This is a genomic window from Luteibacter sp. NPDC104163, from assembly GCF_055584245.1.
The window spans coordinates 176,301-197,802 of record NZ_JBVJMK010000002.1 but is presented as its reverse complement, the minus strand read 5'-3'; the positions used below and the strand labels follow the sequence as shown (position 1 = coordinate 197,802).

Sequence of the window (21,502 nt, the reverse complement as noted above, 5' to 3'; positions counted from 1 at the left end):
TCCCAACAAGCTGCGGCGCAACATGACAAGTCCGCGACAGGGGTCTACATTCATTTGTCTTACAAATCGATTCGGCAGGGGCGTCGGCGAACGATGGGCACGGGCGGAGATCCGCGGAGGGATCCAGCAGGCCGGCGGCACTTCCTGAAACTGACCTGCGCTACGGCGGCCGCCCTGCCGTGGCTCGCGCTGCCCCGTTTCACCGAGGGCAAGCCTGTGGTGCGCCCGAAGGGGCCCCTGCCCGCCACGCCGGGAAAGCACGTGCTCTGGTACGACACGCCCGCCGCCGAATCCAACGTGCTGCGCGAAGCGCTGCCTGTCGGCAATGGACGCCTGGGCGCGCTGGTCGGCGGCGACCCCGCAGCCTCGTTCCTCTACCTCACCGACGCCTCGATGTGGCTGGGTACGGGCGATGTCGTGCTGGGTGAAGACGGCCAGTTCGACTACACCACCGGGCACTTCGGCAGCCTGGTGATGCTGGCGAAGCTGTACCTGTCGATTCCGGGACACGATGCGGCCCACATCACCGATTACCGCCGCGAGCTGGACCTGGAACAGGGCTATCTCCGTGTGTCGTACCGGAAGGACGGCGTCGGTTACAACTGGAACGTTTTCGCCAGCCACCCCGACGACATGATCGCCATCCAGTTGTCCCAGACGGGTGGTGGCAGCTACAGCGGCTCGCTCGCGTTGCACGGCATGCATGGCGACACGTCGCACGCCGGAGGTCTGCCGGAGCCCCTTCACGCCGCGACGTGCCACTTCGAAGGGGCACTGCCGAACGGCCTGAAGTACGCGGCGAATGTGCTTGCGTTAGGTGGGTCCGGTGAGATTCGCGGCGATGCCGGCGGGCTTCGTTTTGCCAACTGCGACACACTTTCGATCGTCGTCTGCGGCGGAACGAACTACACACCGGAGTCGGCGAAGCACTTCATGGATTCGTCGCTGGATCCCCTGGTGCTCGCGACCCGGAAGACCCTCGTCGCGGCCGGGCAGACGCCGGCCACGCTTCTTCACACCCACGTGGCCGACTACCGGTCGCTCTTCGATACCATGCGTGTCGACCTTGGCCAGTCCACGAAAGCGCAGCGCGCGATGGATACGTGGACCCGCCTCAAGGCGCGCGCGGCTGCCGGGGCCGCACCGGATCCTGAACTCGAGGCCACGTATCTGCAGTATGGCCGCTATCTCACGATCGCCGGCTCCCGTGACAGCCTGCCCACCGGGCTGCAAGGCCTTTGGCTCGAGAGCAACATCTCGCCGTGGATGGCCGATTACCACAACGACATCAACATCCAGATGAACTACTGGCTGCCCGATCGTGCCGGGTTGCCCTCTTGCTTCGAACCCTTCACGGATTACTGCATCAGCCAGGTCGATGCCTGGACCACGGCAACGCGGCAGCATTTCAACGACCCGCGCAGCAGCTACCGCAACAGCTCCGGAAAGATCGCCGGCTGGACCGTCGGCATCTCGATGAATATTTACGGCGGTGGTGGCTGGCGCTGGCACCCTGCCGGGAATGCCTGGCTGTGCAACAACCTGTGGCAGCACTACCAGTACACACTGGACCAGGCCTATCTCGCGCGCATCTATCCCTTGATGAAAGGGGCTTGCGAGTTCTGGGAGTCGCGCCTGCTGGAGGTCAGTGTGAAGGATCCTGCGACGGGCAAGGCGCGCAAGGTCCTGGTCGACGATGCCGACTGGTCCCCCGAGCACGGCCCGACCGATGCCAGGGGGAATACGTATTCGCAGGAATGGGTCTGGGACCTGTTCGAGAACTACCGCCAGGCCAGCGCCCTGCTCGGCAAGGACCGCGACTACGCCGCAACGATCGCGCAGCTGCAGGCTCGGCTCTACCTGCCGCAGGTCAGCCCCAGAACCGGTTGGCTGGAAGAGTGGATGACGCCGGACGACCTCGGCGAACACGAGCACCGGCACCTGTCGCCGCTCGTGGGTTTCTTCCCCGGCGACCGTATCCGCGCCGAAAGTAGCCCGCCGGCACTGATCGAAGGCGTAACCCGCCTCCTCGAAGCACGCGGCACAGGCGGCTACGGCTGGGCATGCGCCTGGCGCGCGATGTGCTGGGCTCGGCTAGGTAACGCGGCGAAAGCCTACGACTTGATCGTCACCAACCTGACGCCGTCCGCGCACCTGACCAACGGCACCGCGAAGAACCTCTTCGACATGTACAACCTGGACGCGAAGAACGACGCCTTCCAGATCGACGCGAACTTTGGCACGCCCACGGCGATGCTTGAGATGCTGATGTCCTCGCGGCCTGGGGAGATCAAGCTTCTCCCCGCGCTGCCAACCGCCTGGGCAGCATCCGGTACGGTTACCGGCATGGGCGCCCGTGGCGGATTCCAGGTCGACCTTTCGTGGAAACAGGGCAAGGTCACCTCGGTGACCGTACGCAGCGTGGGCGGCGAACAGACCGTGTTGAAGGCCGGGACATGGACCAGGCCCGTCAGGCTTGGATCCGGGGAATCGATCACGCTGACGCCGTGACGGTGCCCTCCGGGCGCCCCGGGCGCGGCGATCAAGCCTTCAATGGCGTTACCATGGGCGGCCTGCCCCACCCCTTCCGGAGCCACCCCATGAACGTTTCCATCGCCCCCGGCGTCGAAGTCGGTAACCGCCTGCCCTTCGTGCTCTTTGGCGGCATCAACGTGCTGGAGGACCTGGATTCGACCCTCAATGCGGCGGCTCACTATGTTGACGTCACCCGTAAGCTGGGCATCCCCTACGTCTTCAAGGCCAGCTTCGACAAGGCCAACCGCTCCTCGATCCATTCCTACCGCGGTGTGGGCCTGGAAGAAGGGATGCGCATCTTCGAGAAGGTGAAGGCCGAATTTGGTATCCCGGTCATCACCGACGTCCACGAGATCTTCCAGGCGCCTATCGTCGCTGAAGTAGTCGATGTGCTGCAGATCCCCGCGTTCCTCGCTCGCCAGACCGACCTGGTCGAGGCGATCGCGAAGACCGGCCGCGCGGTGAACATCAAGAAGCCGCAGTTCATGAGCCCGACGCAGATGAAGCACGTGACGGGCAAGATCAAGGAAGCCGGCAACGAGCGAATCATCCTCTGCGAACGCGGCGCCCAGTTTGGCTACGACAACCTCGTGGTCGACATGCTCGGGTTCCGCGAGATGATCGAAGCCACCGGCGGTTACCCGGCCATTTTCGACGTGACCCACAGCCTGCAGCGTCGTGATTCCGGCAGCGAGGCCAGCGGTGGCCGCCGTCGCCAGGTCGTCGAACTGGCGCGTGCCGGCATGGCCGTGGGCATCGGCGGCCTTTTCCTCGAGGCCCATGCCGATCCGGACAACGCCCGCTGTGACGGCCCCAGCGCGCTACCCCTGGCCGCGCTCGAACCCTTCCTGACCCAGATCAAGGCACTGGATGATCTGGTGAAGGGCTTCGCACCACTCGATATTCGCTAAGCCGCAAGGCGATCGCGGCTGACCTAAGCGTGCCAGCTGATATGCGTGCAAATAATGGCCCATAGGCTGGCGCCGGCAGCGAAAAGCCCGCCGGCGAGAACGACCATGCCCCATATCCGTTCCTTCCAGCGCCCGAGATCACGCACGCTGCCAGCGAGGTTCACGAACTCGCTGTCCAGCTTGGCAATGGCGCAATCGAGGCCATCGAACTTCTGATCGTGACGGGCCAGCGTTCCCATGATCTGGACCAACATCGTGTCGACGCTCATCTGGCCGCCCGCGGTGAGCGACGCGCCCGACGGCGAATGACCCGCGGCGCCCATGACCGGCTGGGAATGTCGTACTTTCGGGCTCATCTACCTTCTCCATTGGGGCGGATTGCACGGCGCACATCCACGCGTGCGGAAAGTAAGGCAGGAGGCATCCCGCGTATGTAGGCGAATGACGCGACCTGGTGTCATCCCGCTATCGATCGGCTAGAGAACCATCGCGACCTTCCCGATTGCACGATGATTTTCCAGGAATTCATGTGCCTTAGCGCCGCGCGGGCGTATTGCTCACACTCCACCGAGTAGCAGCGGCGCGTCCATCACGCGGCCTCTTAGATCAATTAACGGCAAAACGATCGCAAGATCTTGCCTATTGACAAATTGACGCTACAAAACGCAAGTTATTTCCTGCAACGGATTTGTAAGCTTGGTGCGGCGAGGCGACGAACACCGCCGCGAAATCCGAATAATGGACTACCGAAATTGGGACACGGATGACCGAGACGCTGTTTCGAACAGAAGTCGTGACCGCGCGACGGAGAGACCGCCAGGGCGCCATCAAGGTCCGCCCGCCCAGGATGGGATGGATCCTGCTCGGCTATGGCATAACGATGTTCGCGAACCTCCGACGCGGCCTACTCCTTGCAGGAGCTCTCCTCCTTCAGTTGCCGGTGATGGCACAGACGCGCCCGCCCTACGTCATTAAGATCAATCGATCCGAGAACTTTGACCAAGCTCTCCACGATCAACTTATCGATCAGCGAAAAGCGGCATCGTCGTCACTGGATTCAAATGAGCTCGCATCGTTTCGAGAACTCATTCGTCGATCTGGCTGGCCAACAGTTACCTCAGCGGGCCAGGATGGCGTTGATGCGGCCGGGGACCTCATGCGTCTTGCGACCGATGACTACAAGTTTCAGGATGCGCTCGAGCAGATCGTAGGAAACCGCGTTGGCATAGACATCGACGGTCTTGCGTTCGCTCGCCTGGTCGACAACATCGAGTTTTCGCACGATGGAAGTCAGCAGTTCGGAACCTTACTTAGATTGAATGGTACGAACGTCGTACCATCACCGCCTGTTCCCGAGACATTCGCAAACACTGCAAGGGGTTTCACTGGGTTGCCGCTGCTTCAGGACTATCTTGCAGCTATCCAAACCCGCGTGGATAGGGGGCTTTCGCTTGACAAGGCAAATCCCATACCACGCTTGTCGACGCCGTCGTTCAAGCTGACCGATCCTTCGCTCCGTCAGCAGCTCTACGGCATGATCACTCAAGATCAGGCGTCGCGCAGCGCGTTCATGAAGGATGGCATGAAGGCTGACTCCCCGCTTCGAAGGAAGATCCAGGATGTCGATCGGCAGAACCTTGTAAGCCTGAAGACCATTTTTGCAAAGTCCGGCTTCCCGACGGTACAGATGATTGGACGCGATGGCGTCTCTACCGTATTTCTTTTGGTCCAGCACGCGGACGAGGACCACGCGTTTCAAAAGCATGCGCTGGATCTGGCAAAGCCTCTCATGGAACGCAATGAGTTAGCACGCGCCGAATATGCCATGCTCGTGGATCGCGTGCGGTTGGCCGATGGCAAGATGCAGCTGTATGGCAGTCAGGTGAAGATGGATGGGGGAGAGGCTCAGCCGTTCCCTGTGGAAGATCCTGACCATCTTGATTCGCGTCGACGATCGATGGCGCTGCCGCCAGAGGCCCAGTACCTCGCTCAATTCCGCACCATGGGAAGGCACTGAATTGAGAGTGGGCACCTAGTCACACCTCGACGGATACATAGACGCCTTCGTCTCACCGCCATGCCGTCCCTCCGCTTACTCGATCACCATCACAACCTTACCGACCGACTGGCGACTCTCAAGAAAGCGGTGCGCACTCGCGCCATCGTTCAAGGCATAGCTGGCGGCGATTGTCGGCCGCAGCGACCCGTGGCGAATCTGCTCAAACAGTGCGGCTGCCCGCTCGCGTCGAATCGGCGCGCTGGTCAGCACGTTCCACAGATCGCCGCCCGTGAGCGTGAGGGAGCGATCCATCAGGGTTCGCGGATCCACGAAGTCCGGATCACCTGCGGCCATCCCGTAGAACACTACCGTCCCGCCCGTGCGAGTCGCCGCGAGGCTCTCGCCCAGTGTGCGACCGACGGAATCATAAGCGACGTCGACGCCATGACCTTGCGTCGCTTCGTGCACACGCTTTACCAGATGATCGTAGCCGAGGACGACATCGGCGCCCGCCTTGCGCGCCGCCTCGCGCTTCTCCTCCGACGACGCGATGCCAATCACCCGAACGCCTTTCGCGCGAAGCATCTGCACGAGCAACAAGCCCACGCCTCCGGCCGCCGCATGAACCAGTGCGACCTGCCCCGCTTTCGGCTGCGAACTGTCCGTGACCAGATACTGCGCCGTCAGCCCCTGCAGCAGCACGGCCGCGGCCGTGTCGTAGCTGATGTCATCAGGCAACGGAATCAGCTTGTCGGCATCGACGGCGACCAGCTCAGCATTCGCGAACGGCATATCGGCGAAGCCAACCCGGGTGCCCGCCGGAAAGGGGCCGCCATCCGACACGATGTCGCCCGCGCCTTCGTAACCGGGAATCCACGGTGCCTCGCCAGCGAGGTGATAGGTACCGTTACGCCGGTAGACATCGGCGAAGTTCAGGCCAACCGCACGCGCACGCACCAGGACCTGGCCCGGGCCAGCGACGGGATCCGGCATGTCCTCCCAGCGGAGTACATCGGCATTGCCGAACTCGCGAAACATCAAAGCTTTCATGGTTGTACCGGGAGACATCCAGGGATGGGGTCGACGATTTTAGTGCAGCGCGCGGCGTCCGGATGCCAGCCGATCACTCGCAACCATTTGCGAATCACTCGCATTCTCAGGATAATCTCAGATTCAAACGTCACGCCAAGCCATCCCGCCTGGGTAGCCGGCCATCCACAAAAGGCCTCTATCCATGGACCGTCGCTTGTCCAGGCGCGCCCTTGCGCCTCGCGTTTCCGCCCTCTGCTTCGCTGCCTCCTTCGCCTTCGCGCACGCCGCCGTCGCTGGTGACACGAGCACGGCCGATACGGATGCGAAGAAGAAACGCGCGAATACCACCGAACTCGACAGGGTCGCCGTCGAAGCCACCACCTCCGATGCCACCTCTTCGGGCAGCAAGATCGACATTCCCAACCTCGAAACAGCCCAGGCCGTGTCGGTCATTCCGCGCCAGCTGATCGATGACCAGGGCGTCAGGCGGCTGCCGGACGCCCTGCGCAATGTCGCCGGTGTATCGCGCAGCGACGTGTACGGCTTCTTCGATGGCTTCAACATCCGCGGCTTCGACGCATCGTCCGGCGCTACGTATCTCGACGGCCTGGCTTTGACGAACGAGATGGCCAGCACGGAGCTGGGTGGTCTGGAACGCATCGAGGTGGTCAAGGGACCGGCATCGGGACTGTACGGCCAGGGCCCGCTGTCCGGTCTGGTCAACCTCATGAGCAAGCGCCCGCGCAACGAGGCGTTCGTCGACGTGCGCGCCGCCGTCGGCACGGACGACTACCGTGAGATCGGCGTCGATGCCAACACCCCGCTCTCGAAGGATGGCCACTGGCTCGGCCGTATCAACCTGATCCAGCGTGACCAGGATTACTTCGTGGATGGCTCGGACGCGAAACGCACCTACATCGCCCCTGCCCTGACCTGGGCGCCCAATGGCGACACCACCTGGACGTTTCTCGGCACCTACCAGCGCGACCGCCTGCATCCGTGGTCGCCTACCACCGCTTACGGCACGATCCTCTACAACCCCAATGGCGAATTGCCGCGCGACCGCGCGGTAAACGACATCCGCTACCCCGCGGAGCAGAGCCGCGACCAGAAAGCGATTGGCTGGCAGCTGGACCAGCGCCTCACCGACTCGCTCTCATTCCACCAGGGCCTGCGTTACGAGGACTTCCACAATTCATGGGACCACTGGCTGTTCGCCAGCGGGTTGCATGAGGACGACATGCGCACGCTGGACCGCTTCTATTACGGGCCATACAACGAGCACGGTCACTCGCTACGCGTCGACAACAACCTGACCATCACCGGGAATACCGGCACCGTCGAGCACGAAGTGTTGGTCGGCGTGGACTTTGCGCGCCGCATGAACACGTACACCAACAACTTCGACTTCGGGCCTTATCCATTCGATGTCTACTCGCCCCAGTACGGCATCGTGCCTGGGCCAGTGAACCTCGATATCACCCGCTCGCGCGGCGACACGAAGCAACTGGGCTGGTACGTGCAGGACCACGCGAAATGGGGTCGGTGGACGGCCACGTTTGGCGCACGCATCGACAAGGCCCGCACTGGCACCGGTGAAGACCAGACGTCGGATACCGCGATCAGCCCGCGCGTCGGCCTGACCTACGCCATCAGCGACAGTGCCGCGTGGTATGCCAACTGGTCGAAATCCTTCAACCCGCAGGGTGGATATCCGCGCTTCGATGGCGGCAACGTGCCACCGGAGCGTGGTCGCGATATCGAGACCGGCCTGAAGGTGCAATCCACCGACGGCACCCTGCACGGCATGGTGACCGTATTCCAGCTCACCCGGCAGAACGTCGCGACGGAAGACTTCGAGCACCCCAACTTCTACGTCGTGACCGGTGAACAGCGCAGTCGCGGCGTCGAGCTCGAAGGCGGCGTGCATCCCCTTCCGGGTTGGGATATCACGCTCGCTTATGCGTGGACCAAGGCCGAGATCACCGAAGACAACACGCTACCGACGGGTGTCCGACTGGCCGGGATCCCGCGCCACAACGCCAACCTGTGGACCAAGTACGTCGTGGCATCCGGCGCACTGGCTGGCTGGGGAATCGGCGGCGGCATCAACTACCAGAGCGAACGCCTCGCCAGTAACTACGAGCCCGTTGATCCGATCTACGGCCGACCGTTCGTCATGAAGGCCTACACGCTGTTCGACGCCGCGATCTACTACTCGCACGGCCCTTGGGAAACACAGCTCAACGTGCGCAATCTGTTCGACAAGAAGTACTTCGTCACCGCGTCAAGTGACCGTACGGCCTGGGGCTCCCCGCGTAGCGTGATGCTCGAGGTGGAACGACACTTCTAACTCGCTTCACAGCTGCGCCATTTCGATGTTCAGCGGTCGGCCGCCCTACCCACGGGCGCCGGCCGACCACGCACGTGTCGGTGCTTTGGCCTTGCGATGGTCTCCCATCCGAGCAGCGCAAGCCCGACCGTCCGTGGAACGGGCTTCTCGCCGCTACGGTAGTAAGCCAGCATTCGGCGGCTAAGCCCCAAAGCTTTCGCTGCCTGGTCGAGGGTCATGCCGTGGCGTGACATCCATACAACGATATCTTCGTGGGAAAAATGACCAGCCTGCCGAAGGGACTTTGCGCGCAGATTGTCGCCCGCCAGGTGCAAGTCGTCGCTATCGCCAAAGACAACGCCTCGGGAGCACTCGTCGACGGAAACCTTCTTGAACAACTCCCAGCTTCGCAGTGGCGCGAGGGCGCGAAGGCGATCTATGGACTCCGAGATGTCGACAGATCCCTGGTAGCCATCTGCAAACGAAACGGAGAGCACGCCGGGCTTTATCGCGACGACGGAGGTCAACACGAACTGGGATTGATGAAGTTGCCTCATGAATTCAGATCCGCCCATTTTTCCGTCAGCAGATGCTCGTTTAGTACGGCCCACGACATCGGTTCTTCCATTTCACGCGGATCCATTGCCCCGGCGATAACGGTGAACGCGCCAACACTGATCGCCACGTCGCGACCATCGCGCAGCCGAATATGAAAATGAGGGGGCGGGTGGTCGTCCGAATATATGTAGATAACGGAACGGGAAAATCTGGCGATCGCTGGCAAAGGTCATCCTACCGATGGCGGCCATTCAGTGCAACCATTGCACTCCATTGCCGGGGACCAAGATCGTATGCGGCGCGTGCCCTCTGCTATGTCGGTCTTAGCTGGAATGGCTGTCGGGATTGTTCGGCTCGTTTGTAGGCAATGCCCTTCCGCAGCGCGGCCATCGGCCTACAATGGGTAGCACCCCGCTCTCCCCCAGGTGGCCGTCATGTCGCCCTCAGTCCGCTCTTTCCTGCCCCTCATCCTCGCTGCAGTCGCAGCCGCCGCCTGCCCGGCCCAGGCCCTCGGCAAGGATGACCCAGCCGCGCAGCTCGCGAAGATCACGGAGGGCCGCGTCGCCGGCGACCCACGGCAGTGCATCGACCTGCCCCAGGTCTACAACACCCAGATCATCAACAAGACCACGATTGCGTACCGGATCGGCAACACCTGGTACGTCAACAAGCTCCGCTCAGGTGCCGAGGCGCTCGACTCGGACGACGTGATGGTGACCCGGACGTTCGGCTCCCAGCTATGCGAACTGGATAGCGTCAAGATGGTCGACCGCTACGGCGGGTTCATGCGCGGCTTAGTGGTGCTTGGGCCCTTCGTGCCTTACAAGCCGGTGGCGAAGGATCATTGAGTCAGCTGGCATCAGCGCCATCGCTGGCGGCAGGCAACCTGTAACGCAATCCACATATTTGCAAAACTACCCAAATTCCCCCACCCTCTCCCGGCGGCGTCATGCCGCCAGCCAGAGAGAGCACGGGGAGATGGGGATGTCGCGTTTCAGCAGGCCGCAGGGCCGCCGCACGGCTCTTTGGGCCAGTTTCGCCATGGCGCTAGCGTGTGCGAGCTCGGCCAGCGCCGCGGCGGAGGCTCCTGCGCGGGGCGCGCACACCGTCACCTTCGACCGCCATTCGCTGGTCATCGATGGCAAGCCCACCTACCTCTGGTCCGGGTCGTTCCACTACTGGCGGCTGCCAAGCCCCGAGTCGTGGAAGGACGTGCTGCAGAAGATGAAGGCAGCCGGCTTCAACGCGGTCGAGATCTACTTCCACTGGGGTTACCACTCGCCCAAGCGCGGCGTCTACGACTTCAGCGGCATCCGCGATGTGGACCGCCTGCTCGACATGGCACGGGACGTCGGCATTTATGTCATCGCGCGCCCCGGCCCGTACATCAACGCGGAAACCGATGCCGGCGGCTTCCCTGACTGGCTGGTCACCACCGCAGGCAAGCCACGCTCGACGGCACCGGACTACACGGCGGCCTACCGCGAGTGGATGACCGAGATAGACCGCATCCTGGCGCGCCACCAGGTCACCGACGGACGCGGAACGGTGCTCCTCTACCAGGTCGAGAACGAGTTCTATAACGACTCGGAGGATGGCCGCGCCTATATGCAGGCGCTCGAGGACAAGGCACGCGAAGACGGGATCACCGTGCCGCTGTTCGGCAACCACAACACCAATTTCTTCGAAGGGGTCGGCAAGCTCGATATGCCCGGGTACGACTCGTATCCCATGGATTTCGATTGCAGCCGGCCCGAGCGCTGGAACGGCGTCTACGATTTCGCCAGCGAGCGCGAGGGCCTGAAAAACACCCCGCTGTTTTTCCCCGAGTACCAGGGCGGCGCGTTCGACGTATGGGGCGGCCCGGGGTACGAGGCGTGCCGCAAACTGACCGGCCCCGAGTTCGAGCGCGTCTTCTACGAAGCGACCATGGCGTCCGGGTCGACCATGCAGAACTTCTACATGACGTACGGCGGCATCAACTGGGGCTGGCTCTCGTCCCCGGGCGTGTACACCTCGTACGACTACGGTGCCGCGATCACCGCGAGCCGGCAACTCACGTCGAAGTACGACCAGCAAAAACTCATCGGCTACATGACCCGCGCCGCTGCGCCGCTCGCACGAACGGACGCGGTCGGCAGTGCCGTCGCCGAGAACCGCCGCCTCCGCGTCATCGCCCGCCGGAACCCGGACGACGGCACGCGCTTCTACATCCTCCGTCACGCCGAGGCCGCGGACACCACGAACGACGCCACCCGCCTCACGATCGCGCTGCGCGACCAGGGTGACATTCGCATACCGCAAGCCCCCGGCAGCGCGATCCATGTGAACGGGCGCGATTCGAAGGTCTTCCTCGCCGACTTCCGTTTCGGAAAGCAGGACCTCGCTTATTCGACCTCGGAGCTGCTGACCCAGCTGCATGCCGGCACCCGTGACCTCGCGGTGTTCTACGGCCGCCATGGGGAAGCAGGCGAAACCGTGCTCCGCTATCCGGAGAAGCCCGAGGTAAAGGTCATTGACGGGAACGTCGCCAGCCAGTGGGACGCGAAGACGCACACGCTCCGGCTCAACTACCAGCACGATGGCCTGGCGCGCGTGGCGATTACCCAGGGCGCCAGCTCGCTGCTCCTGCTGCTCGGCGATAACGAAGCAGCGACGCGCTTCTGGCAGCTCGATACAAACGAAGGCCCCGTACTGCTTCGCGGACCCTACCTCGCACGCACGGCAGAACTGCACGGCGGCACGCTGGCACTTACCGGCGATACCGATGCCGCGGGCGACCTGGAGATTTTCACCTCGCCGGACACGCGAACTGTCTCGTGGAACGGCGCCGATGTAGCCACGACCACGACGACGTCGGCCACACTGGTCGGTCACCTTGACGGGCCGGCCCCGGTGACGCTTCCGCCGCTTCGCACCTGGCACGTGGCCAACGGTGCGCCCGAGATCGAAAGCGGCTTCGACGACCACGCATGGCAGGCCGCGAACCGCACCAGCACCCCTAACCCCTATTGGGAACACACGCTGCCCATCCTGGATAGCGACGACTACGGCTTCCACCATGGGCACGTCTGGTACCGCGGCCATTTCAAAGCAACAGGCACTGAAACGTCGGTTCGACTATCCGCCAACCTGGGCATCCATCTTGGAAACCACGGCATCTTCACCGCATGGCTCAATGGGCACTACCTCGGGAATAACCCCAGCGGCGCACAGCAGTTCCCGATCGACCCGAGCTGGCTGAAGAAAGGATCCGACAACGTCATCTCCGTGCTGACCGAAAACACCGGCCATCTCCAGGAAGAACATAACGGCGCGTTCCGCGAGCCGCGCGGCCTGATCTCGGCGAAGCTGCAGGGCTCGGACGCGCCCATCGCGTGGAAGCTGCAGGGCAACGCCGGTGGCGAAGACCTGCCCGATCCGGTGCGCGGCCCGTTCAACGTCGGCGGCCTCTACGGCGAACGCAAGGGCTGGTACCTGCCGGGATTCGTCGACACGGCATGGGCAACGACCACCCTGCCGCACGCCACGGACAAGCCCGGCGTCGATTGGTATCGCACCACGTTCACGCTGGACTCGCCGAAGGGCCAGGATGTGCCGATCGCGGTGCGGATCAAGGACGCCGTTCCCCACCACTACCGCGCGATCATCTTCATCAACGGCTGGCAGATCGGCCGCTACATCAGCGACGTGGGCCCGCAGACCGATTTCGAACTGCCGCCGGCGCTGCTGAAGCGTAACGGTGAAAACGCAATCGCTATCGCAGCATGGAGCACCGCGCAGGATGGCGGACTCGGCGAAGTGTCGCTGGTGATGCAGGGCAATTACCGCTCCGGGCTCAGGTAACCGCCCGGAGCGCGTTCACAGACCGGCAAAGCGCTTCCTGAGACCCAACGCTGGCGCACCGCGGACTCCGTGGCGGCCATGGTGCATAGATACTTGAATAGATTGTCTACGCCAATATATAGTTAAATCAATAACATATGAATTTCTTCACATGCATGGTGAATAGATTCTTGAGGCGATTTGGCGCCCTGGCTTGTCCGAACCCAGCTAACGCCGCAGCCACCCCGCATTCACGGCTACCGGCGAACAGTGACCCCCACAGCACGGGAGGCACGCCATGAACCACGATCGCCACGACATAAACCATCCTGACCACAAGAATCCGGCCCACGAAGAAACGCCTTCGGAGAAGAAGGAACGCAAGACCCACGAGAGTGACAACCAGGACCAGGCGCTCGAAGAGACCTTCCCGGCAAGCGACCCGGTATCGCCGTTCGTGCCGGCCAAGGCCCCGGATTAAGTCTCGCTGCAAGGGAGGGTCGACGACGTCGGCGTGAGACTCCATGGCCACCTGTCACCATCGGTCACGACCGCGTGCGGTGAATAGAGGGCCTATTCACCGCAGAATATGCGGTGAATAATTGACCATGCGGTGAATATGAGGCATATTCGCCGCATGGAATGCGGTGAATACGGCACCACCTACATCTGGCAGCAACCGGACTGGCCCGTCTGGCGCTACGACCTGCGGCGGCTTGCGGGGCCCCTGGCCGAAGTCAGCCAGTTGCAGGGTCGCCTCCTGGGCCGGCTGAGCGATGTCGGCATGGTCCTGCGTAGCGAGGCAAGCCTGGTGGCCCTCACCGACGACGTGGTGAAGACCAGTGCGATCGAGGGTGAGCACCTCGACGTGGCCTCGGTACGTTCCTCGGTGGCCCGCCGCCTCGGTGTCGATGCTGGAGCCCTTGCACCCGTCGATCGCCATGTCGAGGGCGTCGTCGCCATGGTGCTCGACGCTACTCTCGATGCGCACGCAACGCTTACGGCCGAGCGCCTGCAGGCATGGCATACGGCTCTCTTCCCTACTGGCTACAGCAACCTTACCCGGCTGCGCGTCGGTGCGTGGCGTGATGATGCAACCGGCCCGATGCAGGTGGTTTCAGGTCCCATGCATCGCCACAAGGTGCATTACGAGGCGCCGCCGGCCGCCTGCCTGGATGTCGAGATGACGCGCTTCCTGGAATGGGCGAACGCCGACACCGGCGAGCCCGCCCTGATCAAGGCCGCCCTCGCCCATCTGTGGTTCGTCACGCTGCACCCGTTCGACGACGGGAATGGCCGCATGGCTCGCGCGGTAGGTGATCTTTTCCTGGCTCGCGCTGACGATAGCCCCCAGCGTTTCTACAGTTTGTCGGCCGAGATCCAGCGGCGGCGCTCGGCTTATTATGACGTCCTAGAGCGCACCCAGAAGGGCCCCCTTGAAGTCGATGAGTGGCTGACATGGTTCCTGGCGACCCTGCGCGACGCCATCGCCGCGGCCCAGGTGTCGCTCGACGGCGTGCTGGCCAAGGCGCGCTTCTGGCGGCGCTGGGCCAGCACACCGATGAACCCCCGTCAGGTGAAACTCGTGAACCGCCTTCTCGATGGCTTCGAAGGCAAACTCACCTCGGGCAAGTGGGCCGCGATCGCGAAATCATCGACCGATACGGCACTCCGCGACATCAATGAGCTGATCGCCCTGGGCATGCTCCGCCGCGCCGAAGGCGGCGGCCGAAGCACGGGCTATGAACTCGCCCCAGTGGAACCCGACCCGGTACCCCGGACGGAATCCGTCGACCGGCGCACAAAGCCCATGGCTCACCCCACCCGGCCGATAGACCGGTAACCGGGGGTTGCGTATGCTCCGCCCAAGGGGGAGTCCATGGACGAAAAAAAGAAGAACATCCTGCACGTGCGGCCGCCGAACTTCACGACGGGCGTAGCGACCGGTATCGCCATCACCGGCCCGACCGACGACGGTTTCGTCCACCTGCATTTCTTCCGGGAAACGCAGCGCATCACGCACGACGACGTCCCGGCACGCTCGCACGCGCCGAACGAGATGGAATTCGCCTGGAGCCGCGCGGAGCCGCATATCCACCCGCAACGCGAGGAGCTTGCCGTGATCTCCGTGCCGATGGCGCGGCTGCAGTTCATGGCGCAGGCGCTGGGCCGCGCGGCGCAGTTCGTCGAAACGCTCAACGAACCGGTAGCTCGCGGGCCTGGCAAGGTCGCCTGAGGCGGTTACTCGCCCGGGCCCCTGCGATCGTTCTCCGCTGCGACCTGCTGGAAATCGAGGTCGCGCTCGAGGTAATGCAGCAGGTCGTCGTGGATATGCCCGGCCCGGTGCAGGCGTAGCAGTTCAACACGCCCCGCCGCGAGCGCGGCCAGCACCACGTCGTAATGCGCCTCGCGATCGCCGGTGATCGAGCGCTCTTCCTCCAGCACGCGCCGGGCAATGGTCACGCGGTAGGTGTATTGCTCGAGCAGGCGCGGGTGGACGAGCTTGCCCTCCGTGTCATAGGCACGTGCCTTGACCGCCTCCAACTGCGCCGTGTCCACGTGCAGGTAAGCCTGCATTTCGTTGAGGTGGTTCCCTTCCGCCTGGACGTTACGGTCCAGCCCCAGCCAGCGGATGACCGGGCCGATCGTGCCGCCCTGCAGCACCACCGTGACCAGGATCGTGGCGAACGCCGCCGCCAGCGTGAGGTCGCGGCCCGGCATATTTTCAGGCAGCGACAGCGCGATGGCCAGCGTCACCACGCCGCGCATGCCTGCCCAGCCGAGCAGGAAGGTGGACTTCGGCGAGGGAGGCGATGGCTTCTTCCCCAATGCGCGCAGCACCGGGACACGCAGGTAATCGGTGGCGTAGACCCAGACGAAGCGCGAGGCGATCACGGCCACGATCACCCCCAGGATCGGCAGGCCCAGCTGGTCGAACGTGTTGCCGATGCCGCCCAGGCGCTCGATCACGCCGCGCAGCGAGAAGCCGATGAGGATGAAGACGAGGGCCTCGAGGATGAAGATCATCACCGCCCAGAACGAGCCGCCGCGCACGCGCGCGCTGGCCGAGAACACCTCGTGCTGGAACCAGCCGAAGATGATGCCCGTGCTGACCACGGCCATCACGCCCGACACATGCAGGCTCTCGCCGCCGATATACGCCGCCCAGGGCGACAGGCACGATGCGGTCACCGCGAGGAAGACGTCATCGATTCGGCGCAGCACCAGCACCACCAGCGCGCCGACGATGATGCCCACGGCGATGCCGCCCAGCGCCAGCCCCGCGAAGCTCATCAGGGCGCCGCTCGCACTGAAGGCACCGGTAAGTGCCGCGGCCACGGCGAAACGGAAGAGGACCAGCCCCGTGGCATCGTTCAGCAGGCTCTCGCCCTCGAGCAACACCATGAGCCGCCGCGGCAGGCGCACCTTGCCGAGCACCGCCTTCGCGGCGACCGCGTCAGGCGGCGAGACGACCGCGCCCAGGGCGAAGCAGGCCGCCCACGGCAGCGAAGGAACGATCCAGTGGACGGCGGCGCCGACGACCAGCGTGGTAAACACCACGGCGCCCACGGCCAGCCACAGGATCCCGCCAAGATAGCGGCGGAAGTCCGACCACACCGTGTAATACGCGCCATCCATCAGCAACGGCGGCAGGAACACGATGAGGACCAGCTCGGGATCGAAGCTCACGGCGGGCACGCCCGGCAGGAAGGCGATGCACGCGCCGCCGGCCAGCAAGGCGGCCGCAGTCGGCAGGCGCAGCTTCCGCGCGATCAGCTCCAGCGCCACGATGGCCACGAGAAGGATGAGGACGAACTCGAAAGTCGTGGTCGATGACATGGCAGGCGGGGTAATGGGACGTCCCGGGAGCATACCGTCACACAGGCCTTGCATGATTGAACGTACCCCTCAGCAGGCACGTACACGACATGCGGACATATACCGGGGTTACCCTTGGGCCATGAGCCATCGTGACGACCTCCAGGGCATGCTCGACCGCCTCGATATCGAGGTGGCAGCCGGCCTGCGCGACAACCCCGACCCCGATGCGTTCTGGCCCACCTTCGCCACGCAATCGAACACCGTGCTCGAGGCCGCGGGCCCGGATTACTTCGATTGGGTGAGCTCGGAGATCTCGGCGATCCTGGCCCGCTACGGCATCCCGGTCCCCGAAGCCTGACCCTGCCAGAAGTCACGATTTACCTGCCATGGTGCGTTTGCCAGACTCGGATGATCGTCCCGAGCCCAAAGGCCAATGCCCATGCGACCGAAGCGCCCTGCCCTCCACATTGCCAGGACCGCGCTGTCGGTCGCATTAGGCGCCACCGCCCTTGCCATGCTCGCAGCACCGGTCGCCGCCCAGGCGGTACTCACGCCCGAGCAGAAGGCGCTTATCGCCAAACGCAATGACACCGAGCAGAAGCTCGAAGACATCGCCGTGATAGACCGCAAGGTCATGGTGAAGATGCGCGACGGCAAGCGCATGGCCGCCGACGTCTACCGCCCGAAGAACGCCACGGGCAAGGTCCCGACGATCTTCGTCCGCACGCCCTACAACTTCAATTTCTGGGACGTGAAGAACGGCGCGCCGCGTGACATGACGCGCCAGCTCGAAGCGGTGAAGCGCGGCTACGCGTACATCGACATGAACGAGCGCGGCCATTATTTCTCCGAGGGTAACTACGAGATCCTCGGCGCGCCCCTATCCGACGGCGTCGACGCCGTGAACTGGATCACCGCGCAGCCGTGGTCGAACGGCAAGGTCGGCACCACCGGCTGCTCGTCGACGGCGGAATGGCAGATGGCCGTGGTCGCCGAGAACACCAAGGGGCTGGCGACGTTCAACGTGCAGGGCTTCGGCGCCGGCGTCGGCCGCGTCGGGCCGTACTTCGAGCAGGGCAACTGGTATCGCGGCGGCGCGGTGCAGATGCTGTTCATCGCCTGGCTCACGAAGGAGCAGAACCAGGTACGCCCGATGTTCCCCGCGAACGCCTCGCAGGCTGACCTCATCGCAGCGTCGAAGCTCTTCGATCTCGATTCGCAGCCCGCGGACATCGACTGGGACAAGGCCTTCTGGACCTTGCCCGAGAAGGACATCATGAAAAAGGCCGGCGGCCCCAAGGGCATCTTCGCCGACGCCATGGATGTGCCGACCGGCGGCAACATGATCGCGCGCACACCGAACAGCCCCGCCTGGTACAAGGGCGGCCTCTGGCACGACAACATGAAGATCAACAAGCCCGGCCTGTGGTTCATGAGCTGGTTCGACGTGTCGGTCTCGCCGAACCTGGCGGCGTATAACCACGTCCGCGCGACCGCGCCCAAGGACATCGCCGACCAGCAGTACGCGGTGATCTCGCCCTCGCTGCACTGCGGCTACTCGCGTGCCACCGAGCACACGATGATCGGCGACCTCGACGTGGGCGACGCACGTTTCGACGTGGATGGCCTGGTCTACGGCTGGTTCGACAAGTGGCTGAAGGGCGTGGACAGCCCGGTCGTCGATAAGCAGGCCAAGGTCATGTACTACGTGATGGGTGAGAACAAGTGGCACAACACCCAGACCTGGCCGCCGGTCGGCGCGGTGACGCATGACCTCTTCTTCACCAGCGGCGGCAAGGCCAACACCCTGTACGGCGATGGCAAGCTGGTCGAGACCGCCGGCGGCACCGACCATCCGGACTCGTTCCTCTACGACCCGATGAACCCGGTCACCACGTTCGGCGGCGGTGGCTGCTGCCAGGGCAACGCCGTGAAGTTCGGTTCGTTCGACCAGAACACCCAGCTCGCACGCAACGACATCCTGGTGTACGACTCGGAGCCGTTCAAGGAAGGCACCGAGGTCTCGGGTCCGATCACCGTGACGCTCTATGTTTCGTCCGATGCGAAGGACACCGACTTCACCTTCAAGGTGATGGACGTGTACCCGGATGGCCGCGCCTTCAACCTGACCGAGAACATCCAGCGCATGCGTTACCGCGAAGGCTACGACAAGCCGCCGGTGTGGATGAAGGACGGCGAGGTGTACAAGGTGACGTTCCAGCCGATCGACACCAGCAACTTCTTCTTCCCCGGGCACAAGCTGCGCGTAGCGGTATCGAGCAGCAACTTCCCGCGCTTCGATCGCAACCTCAATACCGGTGGCAATAACTACGATGAAACGAAGGGCGTGATCGCGCACAACGTCGTGCACCACGATGCGGAGCACCCGTCGAAGATCACGTTCACCGTCGTGCCCCGCCAGTAACGCTCAGATCGGCTTCCAGCCGGCGCCCATCGTGGCGCCGGCTGGCAGGCTCACATGGCGCGGAAGATCGCCATGAACGGCTGGCTCACGGTGAGGGCTTCCGGCCGGCCGCGCAGGCGCAGGCAGCCGCGTCCACCGTCATCGCGCTCGACCGAGGCGACCTGGCGGAGGTTGACGATGGTCGACCGGTGGATCTGCCGGAATGTGCGCGGGTCGAGCTGCTCCAGCAGCTCGCGGATCGGCCGGCTCAGCAGCGCATCGCCTTCGGCGGTCGCCACCAGCGTGTACTTGTTGTCGGCGCGGAAATAGATCACGTCCTCCACGAGGATCAGCCGCGTCGCCTTGCCGGTGCTCGCCGTAATCCACGTCAGCGGCTCGTCGGGCGTGTTCTCGAACTGGTCACGCATGTCCTTCGCCAGGCGCCCTGCCCGGCTCGCATGCTTTTCCACATCGGCAAGCCGGGCGCGCAGCCTCGCGACGGTCTGTGCGAGGCGATCGGCCGACACCGGCTTCAGCAGGTAGTCCACCGCACCGCGCTCAAAGGCATCCACCGCGTACTGGTCATACGCGGTGATGAACACCACGAGAGTCCGCGGGCTGGCATCGGCCGCCGCGGCCGCGACCTCCATGCCGGTGAGCCCGGGCATGCGGATATCGAGGAAGGCGACATCGGGTTTGTGCTCCACGATGGCCTCGAGCGCGGCGCCGCCATCCTCCGCCACGGCGACCACCTCGAGCTCTGGCCACGCCTTCGCGAGCTCGCGCTGCAGCGCTGCCGAGAGCAGCTTTTCATCTTCGGCGAGAATGCACTTAGGCACGTGCGGCCTCCGTGACCGGCAGCGTGATCGTGGCCGCCACGCCGCTCGGGAAGTTGTTGCCGATCGTGAACGACGCGGCGTTGGCATAGGTCAGGCGGAGCCGCTCGCGCAGGTTCTTAAGGCCTATGCCCGTACCGCTGCCATCCATGCGCAGGCCCATGCCATCGTCGGCCACGGTGAGCGAGAGACCCGTCGGGTCGCACGCCGCACGGATCCATACGCCACCGCCGCCCGGCTTGGGCTCCAGACCGTGCTTGATGGCGTTTTCGACCAGGGTCTGGAGCATCATCGAGGGCATGGCATAGGCGAGGCACGATTCGGGGACATCGACATGCACGGCCAGGCGGTTGCCCATGCGCAGCTGCATGATTTCAAGCCATGCCGTGGAGCGTTCCAGCTCTTGCCCCACCGTCGACAGCGAGCCATCCGTGCGTGGCAGCGAGCGGCGCAGGTAGTCGATGAGGTGGCCGAGCATCTTGTCGGCGCGGGCGGGGTCCGTGCGCACCAGTTCCTGGGCACTGGCCAGCGTGTTGTAGAGGAAATGCGGCTCCACCTGCGCCTGCAGGAGATTCAGCTGCGCGGCGGTGAGCTCCTTCTCCATCGATGTCTGCCGGGCATCGGCACGCTCGCGGTTGCGGCGCTCGTTGATGCGCTGGGTGAGTGCACGCACCAGTGTTTCCGCGTACTCGAGCGAAACGCCGCCGTCGGGGTTGAACCAGTCGGTCCATGCACCGCTATCCGGCTCGCATACGAAAAGCACGGTACAGGCACCCTCACCCGGAACCACCGACGCGTTGATCCGCGTATTCCGCTGGAACGGATCATGCGGGCGGCGCTTGCGCAGCGGCACCGGCGCGGGCTCGACCACGGCATGGCGTATGGTGCCGCGCACCTGCAGTCCGCCACGCGCGGCGGTGACATCCTGTATGTCCGGCAGCCCACGTACCACCGCCTCCACGATATCCAGCGTTTCGTCCGCGCCGTACGGCACTTCCACCCGACGGCGCTGGCGGTTGGCGACGGTCTCCGGATCGATCCGGCCCGCGATGGTGCGCACCCGGTAGAGATGGCTCACGCCCCGGCCCAGCGCCAGCAACAGGCCGACGAACCAGATCAGCGTGAAGATCGTCGGAAACTCGCGCTCGGTACCGAGGGTCTGCCAGCAGACGAGCAGCACGCAGAGCGCGGCCACCCAGGCGGCGATCAGGCGGGCGAGGAAACGGATGCTTGCCATGCGTTGCACTC

General features: G+C 64.0%; 18 protein-coding genes. 11 read left to right on the top strand and 7 right to left on the bottom strand.

The genetic code is table 11. The annotated features are described in order from the left end of the window. Window positions 1–93: 93 nt before the first annotated feature. Together ACZ6YI_RS04035 and kdsA are read left to right on the top strand one after the other, a co-directional pair. Window positions 94–2,511 carry a glycosyl hydrolase family 95 catalytic domain-containing protein gene (locus ACZ6YI_RS04035; RefSeq protein ID WP_465777525.1) on the top strand — a complete coding sequence of 806 codons (2,418 nt, stop codon included), beginning with the start codon at window positions 94–96 and terminating at the stop codon, window positions 2,509–2,511. An 89-nt stretch (window positions 2,512–2,600) separates the two neighbouring features. Further along, complete coding sequence (gene kdsA, locus ACZ6YI_RS04030) at window positions 2,601–3,446, top strand: 3-deoxy-8-phosphooctulonate synthase (protein WP_465777524.1); 846 nt, start codon at window positions 2,601–2,603, stop codon at window positions 3,444–3,446. A gap of 23 nt (window positions 3,447–3,469) precedes the next feature. Here kdsA and ACZ6YI_RS04025 read toward each other — a convergent pair whose 3' ends face one another. Next, window positions 3,470–3,802, bottom strand: a complete 333-nt coding sequence (locus ACZ6YI_RS04025; protein WP_465777523.1) for a hypothetical protein — start codon at window positions 3,800–3,802, stop codon at window positions 3,470–3,472. 407 nt (window positions 3,803–4,209) lie between these two features. Here ACZ6YI_RS04025 and ACZ6YI_RS04020 point away from each other — a divergent pair, with 407 nt between their 5' ends. Next, window positions 4,210–5,463, top strand: a complete 1,254-nt coding sequence (locus ACZ6YI_RS04020) for a DUF6624 domain-containing protein (protein ID WP_465777522.1) — start codon at window positions 4,210–4,212, stop codon at window positions 5,461–5,463. A 75-nt stretch (window positions 5,464–5,538) separates the two neighbouring features. On the opposite strand, the gene ACZ6YI_RS04015 is transcribed toward ACZ6YI_RS04020, so the two are convergent. Next, a complete protein-coding gene (locus tag ACZ6YI_RS04015; protein ID WP_465777521.1) occupies window positions 5,539–6,495 on the bottom strand; it encodes a quinone oxidoreductase family protein in 957 nt (318 codons plus the stop codon). A 184-nt stretch (window positions 6,496–6,679) separates the two neighbouring features. Here ACZ6YI_RS04015 and ACZ6YI_RS04010 point away from each other — a divergent pair, with 184 nt between their 5' ends. Continuing rightward, window positions 6,680–8,830, top strand: a complete 2,151-nt coding sequence (locus tag ACZ6YI_RS04010; protein ID WP_465777520.1) for a TonB-dependent siderophore receptor — start codon at window positions 6,680–6,682, stop codon at window positions 8,828–8,830. Between the two features lie 29 nt (window positions 8,831–8,859). On the opposite strand, the gene ACZ6YI_RS04005 is transcribed toward ACZ6YI_RS04010, so the two are convergent. Both ACZ6YI_RS04005 and ACZ6YI_RS04000 read right to left on the bottom strand, forming a co-directional pair. Beyond that, window positions 8,860–9,366, bottom strand: a complete 507-nt coding sequence (locus tag ACZ6YI_RS04005; protein WP_465777519.1) for a S1 domain-containing protein — start codon at window positions 9,364–9,366, stop codon at window positions 8,860–8,862. Next, window positions 9,363–9,593 carry a DUF4160 domain-containing protein gene (locus tag ACZ6YI_RS04000; RefSeq protein WP_465777518.1) on the bottom strand — a complete coding sequence of 77 codons (231 nt, stop codon included), beginning with the start codon at window positions 9,591–9,593 and terminating at the stop codon, window positions 9,363–9,365. Before ACZ6YI_RS04000 ends, ACZ6YI_RS04005 begins: the two co-directional genes overlap by 4 nt. 208 nt (window positions 9,594–9,801) lie before the next feature. On the opposite strand from ACZ6YI_RS04000, the gene ACZ6YI_RS03995 reads away from it, so the two are divergent. From ACZ6YI_RS03995 to ACZ6YI_RS03975, 5 genes are all read left to right on the top strand, one after another. Continuing rightward, a complete protein-coding gene (locus ACZ6YI_RS03995; protein WP_465777517.1) occupies window positions 9,802–10,215 on the top strand; it encodes a hypothetical protein in 414 nt (137 codons plus the stop codon). A gap of 136 nt (window positions 10,216–10,351) precedes the next feature. Then, window positions 10,352–13,213 carry a beta-galactosidase gene (locus ACZ6YI_RS03990; protein WP_465777516.1) on the top strand — a complete coding sequence of 954 codons (2,862 nt, stop codon included), beginning with the start codon at window positions 10,352–10,354 and terminating at the stop codon, window positions 13,211–13,213. A 277-nt stretch (window positions 13,214–13,490) separates the two neighbouring features. Continuing rightward, the gene (locus ACZ6YI_RS03985; protein WP_440325221.1) at window positions 13,491–13,673 is read left to right on the top strand and encodes a hypothetical protein; all 183 of its coding nucleotides are present in this window, start codon (window positions 13,491–13,493) and stop codon (window positions 13,671–13,673) included. Window positions 13,674–13,811: 138 nt separating this feature from the next. Continuing rightward, window positions 13,812–15,035, top strand: coding sequence for a Fic family protein (locus tag ACZ6YI_RS03980; RefSeq protein WP_465777515.1), 1,224 nt, complete (start codon window positions 13,812–13,814; stop codon window positions 15,033–15,035). Window positions 15,036–15,071: 36 nt separating this feature from the next. After that, the gene (locus tag ACZ6YI_RS03975; RefSeq protein WP_465777514.1) at window positions 15,072–15,428 is read left to right on the top strand and encodes a hypothetical protein; all 357 of its coding nucleotides are present in this window, start codon (window positions 15,072–15,074) and stop codon (window positions 15,426–15,428) included. 5 nt (window positions 15,429–15,433) lie between these two features. Here ACZ6YI_RS03975 and ACZ6YI_RS03970 read toward each other — a convergent pair whose 3' ends face one another. Continuing rightward, window positions 15,434–17,032 carry a Na+/H+ antiporter gene (locus ACZ6YI_RS03970; protein ID WP_465777513.1) on the bottom strand — a complete coding sequence of 533 codons (1,599 nt, stop codon included), beginning with the start codon at window positions 17,030–17,032 and terminating at the stop codon, window positions 15,434–15,436. A gap of 121 nt (window positions 17,033–17,153) precedes the next feature. Between ACZ6YI_RS03970 and ACZ6YI_RS03965 the strand changes: the two genes are divergently transcribed. Together ACZ6YI_RS03965 and ACZ6YI_RS03960 are read left to right on the top strand one after the other, a co-directional pair. Then, window positions 17,154–17,372: a hypothetical protein gene (locus tag ACZ6YI_RS03965; protein ID WP_440325228.1), complete on the top strand. Its 219-nt coding sequence runs from the start codon at window positions 17,154–17,156 to the stop codon at window positions 17,370–17,372. A gap of 81 nt (window positions 17,373–17,453) precedes the next feature. Next, window positions 17,454–19,439 carry a CocE/NonD family hydrolase gene (locus ACZ6YI_RS03960; RefSeq protein WP_465777512.1) on the top strand — a complete coding sequence of 662 codons (1,986 nt, stop codon included), beginning with the start codon at window positions 17,454–17,456 and terminating at the stop codon, window positions 19,437–19,439. Window positions 19,440–19,489: 50 nt separating this feature from the next. Here ACZ6YI_RS03960 and ACZ6YI_RS03955 read toward each other — a convergent pair whose 3' ends face one another. Next, the gene (locus ACZ6YI_RS03955) at window positions 19,490–20,257 is read right to left on the bottom strand and encodes a LytR/AlgR family response regulator transcription factor (protein ID WP_465777511.1); all 768 of its coding nucleotides are present in this window, start codon (window positions 20,255–20,257) and stop codon (window positions 19,490–19,492) included. Beyond that, entirely contained in the window at window positions 20,250–21,491 is a 1,242-nt protein-coding gene (locus ACZ6YI_RS03950) for a sensor histidine kinase (protein ID WP_465777510.1), read from the bottom strand. The genes ACZ6YI_RS03955 and ACZ6YI_RS03950 overlap by 8 nt, the downstream gene beginning before the upstream one ends. Between the last annotated feature and the right edge of the window lie 11 nt (window positions 21,492–21,502).

What these genes read in the sequence shown, in the direction of transcription:
- ACZ6YI_RS04035 (WP_465777525.1), top strand. Translation starts at nt 94, where the DNA reads ATGGGCACGGGCGGAGATCCGCGGAGGGATCCAGCAGGCCGGCGGCAC.
- kdsA (WP_465777524.1), top strand. Translation starts at nt 2,601, where the DNA reads ATGAACGTTTCCATCGCCCCCGGCGTCGAAGTCGGTAACCGCCTGCCC.
- ACZ6YI_RS04025 (WP_465777523.1), bottom strand. Translation starts at nt 3,802, where the DNA reads ATGAGCCCGAAAGTACGACATTCCCAGCCGGTCATGGGCGCCGCGGGT.
- ACZ6YI_RS04020 (WP_465777522.1), top strand. Translation starts at nt 4,210, where the DNA reads ATGACCGAGACGCTGTTTCGAACAGAAGTCGTGACCGCGCGACGGAGA.
- ACZ6YI_RS04015 (WP_465777521.1), bottom strand. Translation starts at nt 6,495, where the DNA reads ATGAAAGCTTTGATGTTTCGCGAGTTCGGCAATGCCGATGTACTCCGC.
- ACZ6YI_RS04010 (WP_465777520.1), top strand. Translation starts at nt 6,680, where the DNA reads ATGGACCGTCGCTTGTCCAGGCGCGCCCTTGCGCCTCGCGTTTCCGCC.
- ACZ6YI_RS04005 (WP_465777519.1), bottom strand. Translation starts at nt 9,366, where the DNA reads ATGAGGCAACTTCATCAATCCCAGTTCGTGTTGACCTCCGTCGTCGCG.
- ACZ6YI_RS03995 (WP_465777517.1), top strand. Translation starts at nt 9,802, where the DNA reads ATGTCGCCCTCAGTCCGCTCTTTCCTGCCCCTCATCCTCGCTGCAGTC.
- ACZ6YI_RS03990 (WP_465777516.1), top strand. Translation starts at nt 10,352, where the DNA reads ATGTCGCGTTTCAGCAGGCCGCAGGGCCGCCGCACGGCTCTTTGGGCC.
- ACZ6YI_RS03985 (WP_440325221.1), top strand. Translation starts at nt 13,491, where the DNA reads ATGAACCACGATCGCCACGACATAAACCATCCTGACCACAAGAATCCG.
- ACZ6YI_RS03980 (WP_465777515.1), top strand. Translation starts at nt 13,812, where the DNA reads ATGAGGCATATTCGCCGCATGGAATGCGGTGAATACGGCACCACCTAC.
- ACZ6YI_RS03975 (WP_465777514.1), top strand. Translation starts at nt 15,072, where the DNA reads ATGGACGAAAAAAAGAAGAACATCCTGCACGTGCGGCCGCCGAACTTC.
- ACZ6YI_RS03970 (WP_465777513.1), bottom strand. Translation starts at nt 17,032, where the DNA reads ATGTCATCGACCACGACTTTCGAGTTCGTCCTCATCCTTCTCGTGGCC.
- ACZ6YI_RS03965 (WP_440325228.1), top strand. Translation starts at nt 17,154, where the DNA reads ATGAGCCATCGTGACGACCTCCAGGGCATGCTCGACCGCCTCGATATC.
- ACZ6YI_RS03960 (WP_465777512.1), top strand. Translation starts at nt 17,454, where the DNA reads ATGCGACCGAAGCGCCCTGCCCTCCACATTGCCAGGACCGCGCTGTCG.
- ACZ6YI_RS03950 (WP_465777510.1), bottom strand. Translation starts at nt 21,491, where the DNA reads ATGGCAAGCATCCGTTTCCTCGCCCGCCTGATCGCCGCCTGGGTGGCC.